The sequence below is a fragment of the Drancourtella sp. An57 genome (assembly GCF_002161525.1).
GTDB lineage: Bacteria > Bacillota > Clostridia > Lachnospirales > Lachnospiraceae > Sellimonas > Sellimonas catena.
Genome location: NZ_NFHY01000001.1, coordinates 157,491 through 176,296, shown reverse-complemented (window position 1 = coordinate 176,296; position 18,806 = coordinate 157,491). Strand labels below are relative to the sequence as shown.

Below are 18,806 nucleotides of genomic sequence, written 5' to 3'. Positions count from 1 at the left end.
GAAAAATGAAGAAACGGACAAAGGAGATTCTGGATATTCTGGATCAGCAGTTTGGAACAGAATATAAATGTTATCTGAATTATGAGACGCCGTGGCAGCTTCTGGCGGCCACCATGCTGAGCGCACAGTGTACGGACGCGCGGGTCAATATCGTGACGAAAGATCTGTTTCAGAAGTACACATCGCCGGGAGACATTGCGGCAGCGGATTTAAAAGAACTGGAAGAAGATATCCGGCCTACCGGATTTTACCATAACAAGGCGAAAAACCTGATTGCGTGCATGAAGGACATTCACGAAAAGTATCACGATGAGGTACCGTCCACGCTGGAGGAGCTGACGTCGCTTGCGGGAGTAGGGCGGAAAACCGCCAATGTGATCCGGGGCAATATTTACCACGATCCAAGTGTTGTGGTAGATACCCACGTGAAACGGATTTCAAGGAGACTTGGATTTACGACAAATGAGGATCCGGAGAAGATTGAGCAGGATCTGATGAAAGAACTGCCAAAAGACCACTGGATTCTCTACAACATCCAGATTATTCAGTTTGGAAGGACGATCTGCACGGCAAGAAGTCCAAAGTGCGGGGAATGTTCCTTGCAAAAATACTGTGAAGAGTATAAAATAAAAGGAAAAGTCTGACAGGAGAAAGGATGATGGGATGAATTTCCATGATAAAAAGACACGAAGACTTGTGGCAATTGTGATTATACTGGTGATTATAGCAATGGTAGCAACGTCTATTATACCTTATCTGATTTAGGAGAAATGGTGGGAGCGCCTATGGGAGAACGGAAGAAAGAAAATCCAAAACACACGCAGAGGAGAATGAGTGCAGCACAGAAAAGAAAGTTCATGGCCCTTGCCGGGCTGGCTTTTCTATGTGCTCTTTTTGTCATTGGCATTTTTTATTCTTCTGTCTACCGTTATGTACACAGAATGGATCGGGAGCAGATTGAGCAGAATGTATTTGTTCAGGGAGTAGATGTTTCCGGTATGACAGAAAAGGAGGCGCTTGAAAAGTTAGAGGACCGGTGGACGGTTATGAAACATACGCCGGTTACACTGAAAGCAGGCGGAAAGACGGCACAGGTGACAGTCTCCGAGCTTGGAATCCGGCAGGGTGATTTGGTGAGTCTTGTAAAAGAGGCGTCCGAATACGGGAAGCACGGAAATCTGTATCAGCGATACAGGAAAATACGGCAGGCAAAGAAAGAGAAAGTAGAATACGAAGACGATTATCAGATCGATGAGGAAACAGCGGAAAAAGTGCTGGAAGAGAAAACAGCAGACTTCTTTGAAGAGGCAGTGAACGCAAAGATTACAAGGGTCGGAGGCGTATTTCAGATCACCGATGAAAAAGACGGAGAGAAAGCGGCAGTTCAGGATGTTCTGGATGAGATCGTTGACAGGCTGGGCGATCTTGAGAAAGGAAAAGATGTGGAAATTGAGGTGAAATCCGAAAAGGATGAGCCGAATATCAGCCGGGACGACCTGGAAGCGGTTCAGGACGAGCTTGGCAGTGCATCTGTAGAGATCCGGAATGATGAGACGCGCCAGGAGCTTCTGACGTTGACCGGAGATCTGAACGGACAGATTGTGATGCCGGAAAAGGAACTTTCCCTTCAGAAAGTGCTGGAAGAGCATTCCGGGGAGGAGATGTCTCAGGAAGCGCTGGATCTGATGGCTACCAGCCTCTATGATGCTGCCCTGTATGCAGAGACCGGGATTTCCGAACGACATGAATCAGAAACGCTTCCGGAATATGTAGACGCGGGAATGGAAGCGGTTCTCTCGGAAGAGAAGGATCTGAAAATAGAAAATACAACAGAGTCGCCTCTTTATATTGAAGCCTATATCAATGGAGATGAAGAGCTTGTCTGCACCATTTACGGGGAAGAAACCCGTGAGAAAGAGAGAAGCATTTCTTTCAAAACCGAGACGGAAGAGAAAGAGGACTCTGAGGTGGCGACTGTCTATGAGGAGGACGCTGCGCTTGCAGCCGGAAAAACCGAAGTAAAGGAGAGCGGATCGCCGGAAAGCACAGTGACTCTTTTGAAGATTGTAAAAGAAGACGGTGAAAAATCCGATGAAGAGGAAGTCGGTGCATCCGAATACGATGCGGTCAGCAGGATTGTGAGCGTCGGCACAAAGACAGACGATGAAAAAACAAAAGAAGCACTGAAAGAGGCGGTTGCCACACAGGATCAGGAGACCATCGAAAAGGCGGTCGAACAGGCAAGGAACAGTAAAGGACAGGAAAGATGAGAAAAGGGATTTTGACACAGGCTGCATATCAGCGGTCTGTATATAGAAAATTAAAAGATGATCATCCGGCACTTTCGCCTTACAGCTGGAAACGCTGTACGAAAATACCGCTTGGTGCCAAAGAACTGGTGGTTTCGGAGATTCTCATGACCGGAAGGGAGAAGGATCTTTTGGTTTATGCCGCGGCCAGGGCGGTGACGGCTGTCGCCGCGGAGGGCGGGCATCCGTTTGGGGTAAGGGTGTCCGTCCTCGTGCCGGAGCAGACAGAGGAAGACTCCATAAAGGAAATGTCGGAGATTCTAAAAGAAACGGCAAAAGAGCAGGGATTTCAGATTCTGAATATATTTACCGAAGTATGTCCTGATGCAGATGTATTTACCGTGTCGGTTACCGGATTCGGAACATGTGAAAGTACGGACGAAGAACCGGAAAAGGCATACGACGGAAAGGATCTGGTTCTTGTCAATCCGGTTGCACTCGAAGGGAGCCTTCGGGTTCTGCACGAAAAAGAGGTGGAAATCCGGGAGCGGTTTGTGCCGGTATTTTTGCAGAAACTTCTGGATTCCAGAGGGACTCTGTTTGCAGAAAAAGCAGTCAGAAAAGCAGAAGAATATCATGCGGATTTTATCAAGCCGGTGACAGACGGCGGAGTATTTGGAGCTCTGTGGGAACTGGCGGAAGAGACGAAAACGGGATACGAGGTGGATCTGAAAACATTTCCGGTCCGCCAGGATATCATCGAGATCTGCGAGCTTTTCAGACTGAATCCATATCAGATGGCATCGGGAGGATGTCTGCTTATGATCCTTGAAGATGGACGTGGTTTTGTTGAGGCTTGTAAACGGGACCAGATAATGGCGTCCGTCATCGGAAAGATGAAAGCAGGAAAGGATAAAATCATTCTCAACGGGGAGGAGAGACGGTGTACGGACCGTCCGGCTGAGGATGAGTGGTTTCGGATCTGTAAAGGAGGAAAATAAGATGAATATGAGAACGGAAATATTGCGTTACCTGGAAAAGAACAGCCGTGTGGATTTAGGGGAGCTGGCAGTGCTTCTCGGAACAGACGAGGCAACGATCGCAAATGAGATCGCGGACATGGAGAAAGAAAAGATTATCTGCGGCTACCATACATTGATTGACTGGGACAAGACAGGGGAAGAGTCTGTGACAGCCCTGATTGAAGTCCGGGTGACACCGCAGAGAGATCTGGGATTTGACCGGATTGCGGAGCGGATCTACAATTTCCCGGAAGTTACAGCGGTCTATCTTATTTCAGGAGCATATGATTTTCTGATTATTCTGGAAGGGAAGACACTCAAGGAGGTATCCCGGTTTGTTTCAGAGAAACTTTCCCCGATCGAACCGGTGCTTTCCACGGCAACCCATTTCATTTTAAAGAAATATAAGGACCACGGAACGATTCTTGCGCCTCAGAAGAAGGCAGAAAGGATGCTGGTGATGCCGTAATGAGAAATCCATTATCCGATAAGATTGTAAATATACAGCCGTCCGGTATCCGGAAGTTTTTTGATATTGTAAATGAGATGAAAGACGCGATTTCCCTGGGAGTGGGTGAGCCGGATTTTGATACTCCGTGGAGAATCCGTGAAGAGGGAATCTACTCTCTGGAAAGAGGACGGACATTCTATACATCCAATGCGGGGCTGAAAGAATTAAAAGACGAAATTTCAAAATATCTGGAGCGGAAGATTCAGGTTTCCTACGATCCGGCATCCGAGATCGTTGTGACGGTCGGAGGAAGTGAAGGAATCGACATCGCCATGCGTGCCATGCTGAATCCGGGGGATGAGGTACTGATCCCGCAGCCAAGCTATGTCTCCTATCTGCCGTGCGCAGTGCTGGCGGACGGAGTGCCGGTGGTGATTCCGCTGCAGGAGAAGAATAAATTTAAGCTGACAAGAGAAGAACTGGAAGAAAAGATTACGGATAAGACGAAGATACTTGTGCTTCCATTTCCAAACAATCCGACAGGATCCGTCATGACGAAGGAGGATCTTGAGCCGATTGCAGAAGCAGTTGTGGAGCACGATCTCTTTGTAATCTCCGATGAGATTTATTCGGAGCTGACTTATGGAACGGATCATGTTTCTATTGCATCATTTCCTGGAATGAGAGAGAGAACGATTGTGATTAATGGTTTCTCCAAAGGATTTGCCATGACCGGATGGCGGCTTGGATATGCGTGCGGACCGGCTCCGATTCTGGAACAGATGTTAAAGATCCATCAGTATGCCATCATGTGCGCACCGACCAACAGCCAGTATGCGGCTGTGGAGGGACTGAGAAACTGCGAGGATGAAGTCCAGGAGATGAGAAAGGCGTATAATCAGAGAAGACGATACCTTCTGCATGAGTTTCAGCGGATGGGGCTGCAATGCTTTGAGCCGGAGGGAGCGTTCTACATGTTCCCGGGCATTCAAGAGTTCGGAATGACCTCGGAAGAATTCGCGACACGCTTTCTGGAGGAAGAGAAGGTGGCTGTCGTGCCGGGGACGGCATTTGGAGACTGCGGGGAAGGCTTCCTGCGTATTTCCTATGCGTATTCGCTGGATGACCTGAAAGTTGCGATCGGGCGTCTGGAAAACTTTATTACAAAGCTTAGAAATCAAAAGAAAGCATGATGCTGTCATATCAGGACAGCGTGTGCGGGGGAGGAATCACATGCTGAATATTGTGCTGCATGAGCCGGAAATTCCGGCAAACACCGGAAATATAGGGCGCACCTGTGTGGCGGCGGGCGCGAGGCTTCATCTGATTGAGCCTCTTGGTTTCCGCCTGACAGAGAAAAACTTAAAACGGGCCGGGATGGACTACTGGGATCAGCTGGATGTCCGGACTTATATTGATTTTCAGGATTTTCTGGAGCAGAATCCTGGAGCCAAAATCTATATGGCCACGACGAAGGCGCACCAGATTTACACGGATGTCCGCTATGAGCCGGACTGTTACATTATGTTCGGAAAAGAAAGCGCGGGAATTCCGGAGGAAATCCTTGTCGATTATGAGGATACCTGCATCCGGATTCCCATGATCGGGGATATCCGTTCCCTGAATCTTGGCAATTCGGCGGCGATTGTTCTGTACGAAGCGCTCCGCCAGAATGGATTTGCGGGAATGAACCTGGAAGGACATCTGCACAGGCTGGACTGGAAAGAATAAACAAAAGATATCTTATTTCCGCAAAGGCGGTTCTGTCTGATACAGACTGCTTTTGTGGAATTCTAATGACACATCATGTTACAGAGGGAAGATTCTCTTTCACAAAGAACTCCAAAACAGGATAAAATTTCTGAAAATGCATATTTATAGACTGAAGTACGAAAAAAATGGTACTCTTTGAGAAAAAAATAACAATTTTGAAATAGTTTTTTTCTATTATAGACAAAATATTTAGATACAGGATGTTTCAAAAGATTCATCAATAAGTAAAATATCAGCCGAAAAAGTTACGAATCGTTTCATTTGTGCAAATTGCATTATAATAAGAAGAGAAGGAACTTTTTCATTATCGGAATTGCACATTGAAAAAATTGCAGTTTAAAATATTTTATGCTAAGATAAATCTATATGGGGCAGAGATTTATAGACAAAGGTGGTGAGAAGGTGATACAGAAAACAATTCAGGCTGTACAGGAGGCGGAAGCGAAAGCAGCTGATACCTTGAAGCAGGCCGATGACAAAGCGTCTGAGGTGCTCGCCAAAGCAAATCAGAAAGCCGGTGAATTGAAAGAGGCTGTTGTCAATGAGGCACAGGAAAGAGCAGAGAAGAGGATGGAAACATTGAAAGTAAAATTGAAAGAAGAAGAAGGGGCTTTCGATGCGGATACTCAGAAAGAAGTGGATGCCTTAAGGGCAATAGCAGATCAAAGGGAAGCGCAGGCAGTGGAGATGATTCTCAGAGAGCTGTCATGACGCTTTGCAACAAGAAAGGAGGAGTTTCCATATGTCAGTATTGCAGATGCAGCGAATCAGTATCTGCGCGTTGAAAAAAGACCGGAAGGCAATACTGGAAGAACTTCAGGAACTGGGAGTACTGGAGATCGAGACTTCCAAAGTGACGGCGGACGGACTGGACAGACCGGATACAGCTGAAGAGAAACAGAGATCTGAGAAGCAGGCTCTGATGCTGGATCAGGCGCTGGATGTACTGCAGGAATATGCTCCGGAAAAAACTTCGATTTTTGCCTCCCTGGAGGGGAAGAAACTGGTGGCAAGAGACAGCTTTTTGGCTGCTGTCAAAGAGAGAGAAGCGATTCTTGAGTCTGCCGGGAAAATTCTTTCTTTAAAGAAAAAGGAGGCGGAAAACAAAGCCGAGATCGTGAAACTGCAGACACAGAAGGAAACGCTCACACCGTGGCTGGCACTGGATATTCCGATGAACTGTGAGGGGACTAAAAAGACCAGAATTTTTATCGGCAGTATCGGAAGTGTTATGACGCAGGAGGAGATCCTGACCAGAATTGCACAGACGGCACCTGATCTGTCTGCGGTAGATGTCGAGATTATTTCTGCAGACAAAGATCAGACCTGCCTGACGGCGGTATGTCTGAGAACCGAAGCCGACAGACTGGAAGAAGCACTCAGAGCTTCCGGCTTTTCCAGACCGGCACAGTCCTGGGAGAAGATTCCGGCACAGGAGCTGGAAGAAATCGAAAAGAAAATGGAGAAGGTCCGGAGTAATATTGCGGGGATCCAGGAAGAGATCAGATCGATGGCGGATCTCAGAGAGAACCTGAAGATGCTTTCGGATTATTGCAGGACAAGAGCACAGAGATATGAAGCTCTTGCAAAGATTCCGCAGACACAGAAGACATTTCTTGTCAGCGGATATGTGGCAGCCAAGAATGCGAAAAAGCTGGCGCAGAGACTGGAGCGTCAATTTACGCTCTCTGTAGAGATTGAGGAGCTTGCAGAGGATGAAGAGGCGCCTGTACAGCTGGAAAACGGAAAGGCGGCAGCTTCGGTGGAAGGTGTTCTCGAGGCATTTGGACTTCCGGGAAAGGGAGAAGTGGATCCGACCAGAATTATGTTTGTGTTTTATGTGTTTCTGTTTGGAATGATGCTTTCCGACGCTGCGTATGGGCTGATTGTGTTCGTAGCCTGTGCGGTTCTTTTAAAGAAGTTTCCAAGAATGTCCGAAAGTATGGCGAAATCACTCAGAATGTTTATGTACTGTGGAATTTCTACAATCGTATGGGGCGTTCTGTTTGGAGGATATTTTGGAAATATTGTAGATATTGTATCTGAAAAGTTTTTTGGAGTAACAGTGACGGTACCGGCGGTATGGTTCATGCCGCTGAATGATCCGATGAAACTGCTTGTATTCTCCATGTTGTTTGGGTTGATTCATCTGTTTACAGGTCTTGGAATCAAAGGATACATGTGTCTGAGGGACAAGCGCTACATGGACTTTTTCTGTGATGTGGTTTTGTGGTACTGCCTGCTTGTCGGACTGATTCTGATGTTGCTTCCAAGCAGTATTTTTGCATCCATTGCACAGGCGCATATTGTACTGCCGGAGCCGGTGAATCTGCTTGCAAAAGTACTTGCCATTGCCGGAGCGGCAGGAATCGTACTGATGTCCGGGCGCGGAAGAAAGAATCCTGCGCTTCGGCTGGCACTTGGAGCCTATGATCTGTACAACATTACAGGGTGGCTCAGTGATGTTTTATCCTATTCCCGTCTGCTGGCACTGGGACTTGCCACGGGAGTTATTGCTTCTGTTGTAAACCAGATGGCGGGCATGCTTGGAAACGGCATTATCGGAATTATCGGATTTATTTTAATTTTTATCGTAGGTCATACGTTAAATCTTGGGATTAATCTTCTGGGTGCGTATGTGCATACAAACAGGCTGCAGTTCGTAGAGTTCTTCGGGAAGTTTTATGACGGCGGCGGAAGAGCATTTGCACCGTTTCATTCAGACACAAAATATATGGATATTATGAAGGAGGAAGAATTGTAATGAGTATTTTTGAAAATTTAGGGCTTGTTTATGCGTTATTAGGTGCTGCGCTGGCAGTTATTTTAGCAGGTATGGGTTCTGCGTATGGAGTAGGTATTGCCGGACAGGCAGCGTCCGGAGTTGTGACGGAAGATCCGTCAAAGTTCGCAAAGGTTCTGATTATTCAGCTTCTGCCTGGTACACAGGGAATTTACGGTCTGCTTGTTGCGTTCATTACACTTTCCAAGATCGGTCTTCTCGGAGGAAGTCCGGCAGATCTTGATGTGAGAACAGGGCTGCTGATTCTGATTGCCTGCCTGCCGGTTGCGCTCGTCGGACTTGTTTCCGCAAAACATCAGGGAAGAACTGCAGTGGCTGCAATCGGAATTGTGGCAAAGAAACCGGAGCAGTTCGGTAAAGCCATGCTGTTCCCGGCAATGGTTGAGACTTACGCGATCCTTTCACTTTTGATTTCCATCCTTGCTGTTACAGCAATTCAGGTATAGTATCAGGACAAAATCTAAAAGTAAAGGAGAGCTTAAGAATGACTGGATTAGATAAAATGATCAGCCAGATTCTGGAAGAAGCGGATGCCGCAGCATCACAGAAAGAAGCGGACGCCGCATCACGTGCTGAAGCGATCCTTTCGGAAGCAGAAAAAGAGGCGGAGATCCTGAAGACGGAGATTGAAGAAAAATCTGAAAAAGAACTTGCAGGATATGAGAGCCGCCACCGCCTGGCCGATGAGCAGAAGAGGCGAACAGCCCTTCTTTTGGCGAAGCAGGAGATTATTTCCGATACAATCGAAAAGGCATATCAGAAATTCTGCTCGATGGAGACAGAAGCCTATTTTGAAGTGATTGCAAAAATGATTAGAAAATTTGCGCTTCCGAAGGAAGGAGAGATACTGTTTTCCGAAAAAGACCTTGGAAGGATGCCGGAAGGATTTCGGGCGGAAATCGCCCGGGCAGCAAAAGAAAAGGGCGGCAGTCTTACTGTTTCCGGTGAGACAAGACGGATGGAAGGCGGTTTTGTCCTTGTATATGGAGGAGTTGAGGAAAACTGCTCTTTCAGGGCACTTTTTGATTCCAGAAAGGATGAGCTGCAGGATAAGGTTAATAGATTATTATTTTTTTAGACAGCGCAATTCCGCGAGAAGGAGGATTTAACCAATGGCAAAAAATCAATACACCTATGCGGTTGCGCGGATCAGGTCAATGGAAGTATCGCTGTTTTCCCAGGCGGATATTGAACAGCTCCTTGCGTGCAGGGATGAAAAACAATGTCTGCAGCTTCTTCAGGAGAAAGGGTGGGGAAATGCGGACACACCATCTGATGCTGAAGCGATATTGACATGTGAACGGGAAAAGACCTGGGCGGAAGTCGGCGGTATGATCGATGATATGTCCGTGTTTGACGTACTGTCTTACCCGGATCTTTTTCACAATCTGAAGGCTGCGATTAAAATGGTGGCTTCCGGAACAGAGATTCCGGGTATTTTCATCAGCGGGACGAGAATTCCTGCCAGAGAGATACTGGACAGTGTAAAAAACAAAGAATTCGAAAAGCTGCCCGATTACATGGCGGGGGCTGCCAGAGAAGCATATGAGACACTTCTGCATACGCAGGATGGACAGCTTTGTGACATCATGATTGACAGGGCGGCTCTTGAGGCCGTCTATCAGGCAGGGAAAAACGCAGAGGATGACATTATCCGGGAATATGCCGAGTCCACTGTCGCGGTGGCGGATATTAAAATCGCGGTACGTTCACAGAAAACCGCAAAAAGTCTGGAATTTATGAAAAATGCGATGGCAGAGTGCGGAAGTCTGGATGTCGATGCGCTCTGCAGGGCAGCGCTTGGCGGAGTAGATACAATTGCAGAATATCTGGAAGGCACAGCATATAAAGGAGGAGCGCAGGCACTGAGAGAGTCGGCTTCCGCTTTTGAATGCTGGTGCGACAACCGGATTATCGAAACGATCCGCCCGCAGTTATACAACCCATTTACAATCGGACCGGTTGTTGCGTATGTGCTTGCGCGGGAAAATGAAATAAAAACGGTGAGGATCATACTGACCGGAAAGCAAAATGAACTTCCGGAAGAATCCATCCGGGAAAGGGTAAGGGAGATGTATGTATAAGATAGCAGTATTAGGCGATTATGACAGCATTTACGGTTTTGCGGCCCTGGGTCTTGACATCTGTCCCGTAAACAGCCCGGAGGAGGCAAAGAAGACATTTGTACAGCTGGCGGAGGCAAAGACAGGTATCATCTATGTGACCGAAGCTCTGGCAGCTGTCTTGAAACACGAAATAGACAGATATAAGGACGCAATTGTGCCGACTGTGATCCAGATTCCTGGAATCAGCGGAAACACGGGCGCCGGAATCGAAGGGGTAAAGAAGTCTGTAGAGCAGGCCGTAGGCTCCGATATTCTGTTTGGTGGTAATTAGGAAAGCAGGTGATTGTCGAAATGAGTAAGGGAACGATAAAGAAAGTGGCAGGGCCGCTGGTTATCGCTGAAGGAATGCGTGACGCCAACATGTTTGACGTGGTTCGTGTAAGTGATCAGCGATTAATCGGAGAGATCATCGAAATCCACGGTGATCAGGCCTCTGTACAGGTTTATGAAGAAACGGCGGGACTGAAACCGGGCGAACCGGTAGAGTCCATGGATGTGCCGATGTCCGTAGAGCTTGGACCTGGACTGATCACAAGCATCTACGACGGTATCCAGCGTCCGCTTGATGACATTATGAAAGTGACAGGCGGAAACAGCCTGAAACGCGGAGTTGAAGTTCCATCCCTGAAACGGGACAAGAAATGGGAGTTCGTTCCGGTAGCTAAAGTAGGAGACGAAGTTGAGGGCGGAGACGTGCTCGGAACTGTTCAGGAGACCATTGTCGTACAGCAGAAGATCATGGTACCTCCGAATGTAAAAGGAACAGTAAAAGAGATCCGTTCCGGTTCTTTCACTGTCGAAGAAGTGGTTGCGGTACTTTCCACTCCGGAAGGAGACAAAGAGCTTACCATGATGCAAAAATGGCCGGTAAGACGTGGACGTCCGTACCAGAAGAAACTTGCTCCTGAGATGCCGCTGATCACAGGACAGCGTGTTATCGATACATTCTTCCCGATTGCAAAAGGCGGTGTGGCTGCGGTTCCGGGACCTTTCGGAAGCGGAAAAACAGTTATTCAGCATCAGCTTGCAAAATGGGCGGAAGCAGATATTGTCGTATATATCGGATGTGGAGAGCGTGGAAACGAGATGACCGACGTTCTGAACGAATTCCCGGAACTGAAGGACCCGAAGACAGGCGAGTCCCTGATGGAGAGAACCGTTCTGATCGCCAATACATCGGATATGCCGGTTGCAGCGCGTGAGGCATCCATTTATACAGGAATTACGATCGCAGAATATTTCCGCGATATGGGATATTCCGTAGCTTTGATGGCAGACTCCACATCCCGGTGGGCAGAGGCGCTCCGTGAGATGTCCGGACGTCTGGAAGAAATGCCTGGTGAAGAAGGATATCCGGCTTACCTCGGAAGCCGTCTGGCGCAGTTCTATGAGCGTGCAGGACATGTGGTTTCTCTTGGAAAAGACGGACGAGAGGGGGCTCTTTCCGTAATCGGAGCCGTATCGCCTCCGGGTGGTGATATTTCCGAACCGGTATCCCAGGCAACCCTTCGTATCGTAAAGGTATTCTGGGGACTGGATTCCAACCTGGCTTACAAGAGACATTTCCCGGCGATCAACTGGCTGACCAGTTATTCGCTGTATCTGCAGGATATGGAAAAATGGTTCAACGAAGAAGTAGCTGCGGACTGGATGGATAACCGCCAGAAGATGATGGGACTCCTTCAGGATGAAGCAGAACTTGACGAAATCGTTAAGATGGTAGGTATGGATGCACTGTCACCGTCCGACCGTCTGAAGATGGAGGCCGCACGGTCCATCCGTGAGGACTTCCTGCACCAGAACTCCTTCCATGAGATTGACACTTATTCTTCTTTGAAGAAGCAGTATCTCATGATGAAACTTGTGCTTGCGTTCTACGAAGAGTCTTCCAGGGCTCTTTCCGAAGGAGCATCCATGAACAAGCTGATCGGCATGCCGGTACGCGAGCAGATCGGACGTTTTAAATATACTCACGAAGATGAGCTGGATGATGCTTATCAGAAAGTGACAGAAGAGCTTACAGCAGAAGTAGCGGACACATTCGGAAAGGAGGACTTCTAAATGCCAAAAGAATATAGAACAATTCAGGAAGTTGCCGGACCGCTTATGATGGTCCGCGGGGTAGAAGGCGTTGCATACGACGAGCTGGGCGAGATTGAACTTGTAAACGGTGAAACCCGCCGGTGCAAGGTTCTGGAAGTAGATGGAGATACCGTACTGGTACAGCTGTTTGAAAGTGCGACAGGAATCAACCTTTCCAACAGCAAGGTACGTTTCCTTGGAAGAAGCATGGAGCTTGGTGTATCAGAAGACATGCTCGGCCGTGTCTTTGACGGACTGGGACGTCCGATCGACGGCGGGCCGGAAATCCTTCCGGAAGAGAGACTGGATGTTAACGGTCTCCCGATGAACCCGGCGGCGAGAAGTTATCCGGAAGAGTTTATCCAGACAGGAGTTTCCGCAATTGACGGATTGAACACTCTTGTCCGTGGACAGAAACTTCCGATTTTCTCGGCATCCGGACTTCCGCACGCGCAGCTTGCCGCACAGATCGCAAGACAGGCAAAAGTGCGGGGCACCGATGAACCGTTCGCCGTTGTATTCGCGGCAATGGGTATCACATTCGAAGAATCCAACTTCTTTGTGGAAAGCTTCCGGGAGACAGGAGCTCTGGACCGTACGGTTCTGTTCGTCAACCTTGCAAATGACCCGGCTATCGAACGTATTTCCACGCCGAAGATGGCGCTGACAGCAGCAGAGTACCTTGCGTTTGAGAAAAACATGCACGTACTTGTTATTCTGACGGATATCACAAACTACGCGGACGCGCTCCGTGAAGTATCTGCAGCCCGTAAAGAAGTTCCGGGCCGCCGTGGCTATCCGGGATATATGTATACAGACCTTGCATCCATGTATGAAAGAGCAGGACGTCAGAAAGGAAAGAGCGGAAGTATCACGATGATTCCGATCCTGACCATGCCGGAAGATGACAAGACCCATCCAATCCCGGACCTTACCGGATATATTACAGAGGGCCAGATCATCCTGAGCCGTGATCTTTATCGTAAGGGCGTTCAGCCGCCGATCGATGTACTGCCGTCTCTGTCCCGTCTGAAAGACAAGGGAATCGGTGAAGGAAAAACCCGTGCGGATCATTCCAACACGATGAACCAGCTCTTTGCGGCGTATGCACGTGGAAAAGAAGCGAAAGAACTCATGGTCATCCTCGGTGAAGCAGCGCTGACGGAAATTGACCTGATCTACGCAAAGTTTGCAGATGCATTTGAGAAGGAATACGTTTCCCAGGGATACGGAACAGACCGTTCTATCGAGGAGACACTGGAAATCGGATGGAAGCTGCTCTCTATTTTACCGAGAAGCGAGCTGAAACGTATCGATGATAAATATCTGGATCAGTATTATGGCAAATAGAAATGGGGGTGAACTGGCTTGGCATCTACACAGGTAACACCAACCCGTATGGAGCTGACGAGGCTGAAGAAAAAGCTGGTAACTGCGACAAGAGGCCATAAGCTCTTGAAAGATAAACGTGATGAGCTGATGCGCCAGTTCCTTGATCTGGTCAGGGAAAATATGGCGCTTAGAGAAAAAGTGGAAGCCGGAATCAAGGCGGCAAACAAAAACTTTGTAATCGCAAGAGCCGGTATGTCCGGCGAGGTTCTGAAAACTGCTTTGATGATGCCGAAACAGTCGGTGGAACTTCAGGTGGGAGAGAGGAACGTCATGAGTGTGGACATCCCTGTTTTTGAAACAAAGACAAGGACCGCCGATGCAAATGATATCTACTCATACGGCTTTGCCTTTACGTCCAGCGATCTGGACGGAGCTGTAAAGTCACTTGCCGATATTCTTCCGGATATGTTAAAGCTGGCAGAAACCGAAAAGGCATGCCAGCTGATGGCATCGGAGATTGAGAAGACAAGACGGCGTGTCAATGCGCTGGAACATGTCATCATTCCGGAGACACAGGACAATATCCGTTATATCACGATGAAGCTGGATGAAAATGAGAGAAGTTCTCAGATCCGGCTGATGAAAGTAAAAGACATGATGCTGGAAGATGCGCATCATTATAAAGAGCGCCAGGCATAGACGGCGTGATAATGTATCAGGCAGATGAAGGAAACTGTTTCTTGACAACATTTCCGCATCTGCCTGTACTGTTTTGGGACAGATATTTGATCTGCCTAAAAGGCCAGATATAGAACAAGAAGGAAGAAAAGATTACAGATGGTAAAGATCATGATATATTTTCCTTTTTGCTCCGGATATCCGGATGAAATCTGCCGGTAGGAAATCAGACTGGCCATGGAGGCAATCAATGTGCCAAGGCCGCCAAGGTTCGTTCCGATGATCAGCTCGGAAATACGGGATGTGTAATTCGAGAGCAGCATGGCAGCCGGAACATTGCTGATGACCTGGCTTGCGAGAATGCTGACCGGCCGTTCGTGATTCTCGAGCACAGAACGGATAAAGATGCGCAGACTTTCAAAATGATCGATATTTCCCACAAAAATAAAAAAGAATACAAAAGTCAAAAGCAGCGCATAATCAATTTTTGCAAACAAGTTCCTCTTTCGAAAGAAAAGAGGGGCGGCAACAAGAATCAGAAGTGCCCGGTCTGGCAGAAAGCCGGCGACAGAACACAGGCAGAAAAGGAAAAGGATCCCGAAAAACAGAAGATCTTTTCTGCCGGGAAACGAGGACTTTCCGACCTGAATACTGATTGATCCGCGTTCTGTTCCAAAGAAGGAAAAGAGAGCCAGAAGCACGGCCGCAAGTGCGGTAAAAGGCAGCATCAGCCATAAAAATTCCGGAAGACTCATTCCGGAAAGGGAATACAGGTAGAGGTTCTGCGGATTTCCGATCGGGGTGAACATGCTTCCCAGATTTGCAGCGATTGTCATCAGGACAGTCAGATAACAGATCCTGGATTCCATCTGGCCCATTTTCAGGATCAGAATACCGAACGGGACGAACGTAATCAAGGATACATCGTTGGTAATGAACATGCTGCTCAGAAAGCATAAAAATACGAGGGTAAGCGCGAGCCCTCTCCTGGAAGAAGTCCTGTTTAAAAGCAGCCCTCCTATATAGAGGAAAAAGCCTGCTTCCCTTAAACCTTCCACAATCAGCATCAGGCAGAAAAGTAAAATCAAAGTATGAAAATCGATATAGCCAAGATATGCAGGCCCGGGAGGCGTGATCAGGCAGGACAGAAGAGCCAGACACAGAGATACCAGCAGAACAATATCATTTTTAAATAAACAGATGATTTTTCTTATCATTTCTCAACATTCCTTTCGTGCGTTTTTTGCACCATTGAGATTATAGCAGAAGTGAGTCGAAACGTCACCATTTTTGAAAGGAAACCGGACGGATTTGAAAAAATAAAAGAAAACAAGGAGGCAAGCTGCAAAATTCCAGTTTTTGCATATGGTAAAGTAGATTATATCAGACAGGAAGTGCGAAGAATATGGAACATAAACTACCTTATTATATGGCCTATCCGATGGATTTAAAGGAATACGGTGAGGAAAAAAGAGACCGTCGTGATGTGGAATACATGAAGAGCATGTATCCGATGTCCGCAAAGAAAATCCTGCCGTATGTGGAAGAAGAGTGTGACCGGATGGAATATGAGGGAAGTATGATCTATGACGAATACCCGGACCGTCTGCTTCTCTATCTGATGGCAGGCCGGATTTATGACAGAATGAAAGAAGGGGAGAAGAAGGAAATTGCCATGGAGATTGAAAAAGAGCAGGTGGAAACACAGGAGCTTAAACGGAAGAAAAAGGACAGGGAAGAGACTCTCATGGATCTGGTCCAGATTCTTCTGTATCAGGAAATTGTGCAAAGAAGATGTAGGCATCGCAGAAATTGCAGGCATTATTATTAAATTTTTCGTCAGGATACAGGGTTTACGCAAAGTTTAAACCATGATAAAATATGAATGGAAATACAAATCGATACCGTTTTTTCTAAAAATGAAGAATGCGGCACGAGAAGAGAGGAAGGCAGATGAAGAAAAATCTCATTTTCATAGGTATGCCGGCATCTGGAAAAAGTACGATCGGTGTTGTGACAGCAAAGCGTCTGGGATATCGGTTTATCGATACAGATCTTATGATACAGGAGCAGGAAGGGAAGCTGCTCAGGGAGATTATTGAAGAAAGAGGAACGGATGGATTTCTGGAGATCGAAAATCAGGTTAATGCGTCTGTGCAGGCAGAAAAAGCGGTGATCGCACCGGGCGGGAGTGTCGTGTACTGCGAAAACGCGATGGAGCATTACAAAGAGATAGGGACGATTGTGTATCTGCACGTTCCGTATACAGAGATCGAGGCACGGATCCAAAATGCAAGAAACCGCGGTGTTGTGCTGAAGGAAGGACAGACGCTGCGGGAACTGTACGATGAACGCTGCAGACTTTTTGAACAGTATGCAGATGTCCGTATCAATGAAGACGGTTTATCGATGGGAGAGACGGTTGAAAAAGTACTTGCTGTTCTCAGTGATATCAGGGGAGAAAACTGAGGATAAATAGTCCGGTCTGTCTGCATCTCCGGCAGTCCGCACAAAAAGGAACGAGAAATAAAAGTTTTACAAACAGAAAATTTGTGCTATACTAATCCGGTAAGAGTGTTCTTTGTTAAATTTATATGAACATTAGTTAAAATTTAGATAGATCAGGACGAAATTACGGATACGATTAAATAGTAGTCGAGGTGTGATATGGAGCAGTATATTATTAAGGGAGGGACTCCTCTTGTTGGCGAAGTTGTCATAGGGGGAGCCAAAAACGCGGCGCTTGCAATTCTTGCAGCTGCAATTATGACGGATGAGACAGTACACATTGATAATCTTCCGGATGTGAATGATATCAATGTTTTATTAGAAGCAATGGAAGGTATCGGTGCGCAGATCAAGAGAATTGACCGTCATACGGTACAGATCAGCGGTGGAGCGGTGCATGATTTTAATATTGATTATGACTATATCAAGAAGATTCGAGCTTCCTATTATCTTTTAGGAGCCCTTCTCGGTAAGTATAAGCACGCGGAAGTGGCACTTCCGGGCGGGTGCAATATCGGAAGCAGACCGATCGATCAGCATTTGAAGGGATTCCGTGCCCTTGGAGCGGAAGTGGAGATTGAGCACGGAAAGATTCTTGCCGATGCGGACAGACTTGTGGGAAGCCATATTTATTTTGATGTTGTCAGCGTAGGAGCTACGATCAATGTGATGATGGCAGCTTCGATGGCAGAGGGTATGACGATTCTTGAAAATGTGGCAAAAGAGCCGCATGTAGTAGATGTTGCCAACTTCCTGAACAGCATGGGAGCTAATATCAGAGGCGCAGGTACGGATGTGATCAAGATCAAAGGTGTAAGCAGACTTCACGGGGCGGAGTATTCTATTATTCCGGATCAGATTGAGGCAGGTACCTTTATGTTTGGAGCAGCCGTGACAAAGGGCGACGTGACAGTACTCAATGTGATTCCGAAGCATCTGGAAGCGACCATTGCAAAGCTTGTAGAGATCGGATGCGAAGTGGAAGAGTTTGATGACGCTGTGCGTGTAGTTTCAAAAGGGAAACTGCGTCATACACAGGTGAAGACCCTTCCTTATCCGGGATTCCCGACAGACATGCAGCCGCAGATGGGAGTTGCGCTGGCATTGTGCGAAGGAACAAGTACGATTACAGAAAGCATTTTTGAAAACCGGTTTAAATATCTGGATGAGCTTGCGCGCATGGGAGCGGTTTCCAAGATTGAGGGAAATTCAGCGACAATCGAGGGCGTGGAGAGGTTCTCCGGAGCCAGAGTGAGCGCGCCGGATCTGAGAGCCGGAGCTGCGCTGGTGCTTGCAGGACTGGCTGCGGACGGTATTACGATTGTGGATGATATTGTCTACATTCAGCGAGGATATGAACGGTTTGAAGAGAAATTAAGAGAGCTCGGCGCTGAAATTGAGAAGGTTTCAAGCGAAAAAGAGATCCAGAAATTTAAACTGAAAGTCAGCTGAAAACAGTACGTGAGGAGTGGGGTGCGGAGATACCGTATCCCTGCTTTTGTTAAAAAACTCTTGACAGGATTATATGATGGTGATATGATTCCGTACAGTGACAAGTAAATCAAGTTATATTTTCTCTTATTCAGAGTGGTGGAGATACATAGGATCTGAGAAGCCACGGCAACCCCGGTCACGGAAGGTGCCAGCCTGAGCGAGTAATCGAACAATAAGAGGATTGATATATGATGTATATATAACAGTCCGCTTATGGTGGGCTGCTTTTTTATTGCGCATTAATATGTTTTAGTGCAGCAGAAAAGCCCGCCAGAGAAAACAGACAGT

Annotated in this window: 19 protein-coding genes and 1 riboswitch; of the genes, 18 read left to right on the top strand and 1 reads right to left on the bottom strand. The window is 47.3% G+C overall.

The window, feature by feature from the left end; translation table 11 throughout:
• The first annotated feature begins 5 nt into the window (after positions 1 to 5).
• The 15 genes from nth (at position 6) to B5G11_RS00860 (ending at position 14,537) form a co-directional block, all read left to right on the top strand.
• Entirely contained in the window at positions 6 to 644 is a 639-nt protein-coding gene (gene nth, locus B5G11_RS00930; protein WP_087251847.1) for an endonuclease III, read from the top strand.
• Positions 645 to 785: 141 nt separating this feature from the next.
• The gene (locus B5G11_RS00925) at positions 786 to 2,270 is read left to right on the top strand and encodes a peptidoglycan binding domain-containing protein (protein WP_158099172.1); all 1,485 of its coding nucleotides are present in this window, start codon (positions 786 to 788) and stop codon (positions 2,268 to 2,270) included.
• Positions 2,267 to 3,250, top strand: a complete 984-nt coding sequence (locus B5G11_RS00920) for an AIR synthase-related protein (protein ID WP_087166619.1) — start codon at positions 2,267 to 2,269, stop codon at positions 3,248 to 3,250. Before B5G11_RS00925 ends, B5G11_RS00920 begins: the two co-directional genes overlap by 4 nt.
• Positions 3,251 to 3,257: 7 nt before the next feature.
• On the top strand, positions 3,258 to 3,740 hold the full coding sequence (locus B5G11_RS00915) for an Lrp/AsnC family transcriptional regulator (protein WP_087166914.1): 483 nt from the start codon (positions 3,258 to 3,260) through the stop codon (positions 3,738 to 3,740).
• The gene (locus tag B5G11_RS00910) at positions 3,740 to 4,915 is read left to right on the top strand and encodes an aminotransferase class I/II-fold pyridoxal phosphate-dependent enzyme (RefSeq protein ID WP_087251845.1); all 1,176 of its coding nucleotides are present in this window, start codon (positions 3,740 to 3,742) and stop codon (positions 4,913 to 4,915) included. The genes B5G11_RS00915 and B5G11_RS00910 overlap by 1 nt, the downstream gene beginning before the upstream one ends.
• 40 nt (positions 4,916 to 4,955) lie before the next feature.
• Positions 4,956 to 5,453 (top strand): tRNA (cytidine(34)-2'-O)-methyltransferase, encoded by a 498-nt coding sequence (locus tag B5G11_RS00905; RefSeq protein ID WP_087166621.1) that lies wholly within the window; start codon positions 4,956 to 4,958, stop codon positions 5,451 to 5,453.
• Between the two features lie 444 nt (positions 5,454 to 5,897).
• Entirely contained in the window at positions 5,898 to 6,206 is a 309-nt protein-coding gene (locus B5G11_RS00900; RefSeq protein ID WP_087166622.1) for a hypothetical protein, read from the top strand.
• 31 nt (positions 6,207 to 6,237) lie between these two features.
• Entirely contained in the window at positions 6,238 to 8,259 is a 2,022-nt protein-coding gene (locus B5G11_RS00895) for a V-type ATP synthase subunit I (RefSeq protein ID WP_087251843.1), read from the top strand.
• The gene (locus B5G11_RS00890; protein WP_087166624.1) at positions 8,259 to 8,744 is read left to right on the top strand and encodes a V-type ATP synthase subunit K; all 486 of its coding nucleotides are present in this window, start codon (positions 8,259 to 8,261) and stop codon (positions 8,742 to 8,744) included. The genes B5G11_RS00895 and B5G11_RS00890 overlap by 1 nt, the downstream gene beginning before the upstream one ends.
• 38 nt (positions 8,745 to 8,782) lie before the next feature.
• On the top strand, positions 8,783 to 9,376 hold the full coding sequence (locus tag B5G11_RS00885) for a V-type ATP synthase subunit E (RefSeq protein ID WP_087166625.1): 594 nt from the start codon (positions 8,783 to 8,785) through the stop codon (positions 9,374 to 9,376).
• A gap of 34 nt (positions 9,377 to 9,410) precedes the next feature.
• Positions 9,411 to 10,382, top strand: a complete 972-nt coding sequence (locus B5G11_RS00880; RefSeq protein WP_087166626.1) for a V-type ATPase subunit — start codon at positions 9,411 to 9,413, stop codon at positions 10,380 to 10,382.
• Entirely contained in the window at positions 10,375 to 10,695 is a 321-nt protein-coding gene (locus B5G11_RS00875) for a V-type ATP synthase subunit F (RefSeq protein ID WP_087166627.1), read from the top strand. Before B5G11_RS00880 ends, B5G11_RS00875 begins: the two co-directional genes overlap by 8 nt.
• Before the next feature lie 20 nt (positions 10,696 to 10,715).
• Complete coding sequence (locus tag B5G11_RS00870; protein WP_087166628.1) at positions 10,716 to 12,485, top strand: V-type ATP synthase subunit A; 1,770 nt, start codon at positions 10,716 to 10,718, stop codon at positions 12,483 to 12,485.
• Positions 12,486 to 13,856 carry a V-type ATP synthase subunit B gene (locus B5G11_RS00865; protein WP_087166629.1) on the top strand — a complete coding sequence of 457 codons (1,371 nt, stop codon included), beginning with the start codon at positions 12,486 to 12,488 and terminating at the stop codon, positions 13,854 to 13,856.
• An 18-nt stretch (positions 13,857 to 13,874) separates the two neighbouring features.
• Positions 13,875 to 14,537 (top strand): V-type ATP synthase subunit D, encoded by a 663-nt coding sequence (locus tag B5G11_RS00860; protein WP_087166630.1) that lies wholly within the window; start codon positions 13,875 to 13,877, stop codon positions 14,535 to 14,537.
• Positions 14,538 to 14,632: 95 nt separating this feature from the next.
• Here the strand turns inward: B5G11_RS00860 and B5G11_RS00855 are convergent, their stop codons facing one another.
• Positions 14,633 to 15,733: an SLC13 family permease gene (locus B5G11_RS00855; protein WP_087166631.1), complete on the bottom strand. Its 1,101-nt coding sequence runs from the start codon at positions 15,731 to 15,733 to the stop codon at positions 14,633 to 14,635.
• A 188-nt stretch (positions 15,734 to 15,921) separates the two neighbouring features.
• Between B5G11_RS00855 and B5G11_RS00850 the strand changes: the two genes are divergently transcribed.
• The 3 genes from B5G11_RS00850 (at position 15,922) to B5G11_RS00840 (ending at position 18,476) form a co-directional block, all read left to right on the top strand.
• The gene (locus B5G11_RS00850) at positions 15,922 to 16,347 is read left to right on the top strand and encodes a hypothetical protein (protein WP_087166632.1); all 426 of its coding nucleotides are present in this window, start codon (positions 15,922 to 15,924) and stop codon (positions 16,345 to 16,347) included.
• Between the two features lie 122 nt (positions 16,348 to 16,469).
• Complete coding sequence (locus B5G11_RS00845; RefSeq protein WP_087166633.1) at positions 16,470 to 16,985, top strand: shikimate kinase; 516 nt, start codon at positions 16,470 to 16,472, stop codon at positions 16,983 to 16,985.
• Positions 16,986 to 17,183: 198 nt separating this feature from the next.
• The gene (locus B5G11_RS00840) at positions 17,184 to 18,476 is read left to right on the top strand and encodes a UDP-N-acetylglucosamine 1-carboxyvinyltransferase (protein WP_087166634.1); all 1,293 of its coding nucleotides are present in this window, start codon (positions 17,184 to 17,186) and stop codon (positions 18,474 to 18,476) included.
• A 123-nt stretch (positions 18,477 to 18,599) separates the two neighbouring features.
• Positions 18,600 to 18,697: riboswitch (SAM riboswitch) on the top strand.
• The last annotated feature ends 109 nt before the right edge of the window (positions 18,698 to 18,806 follow it).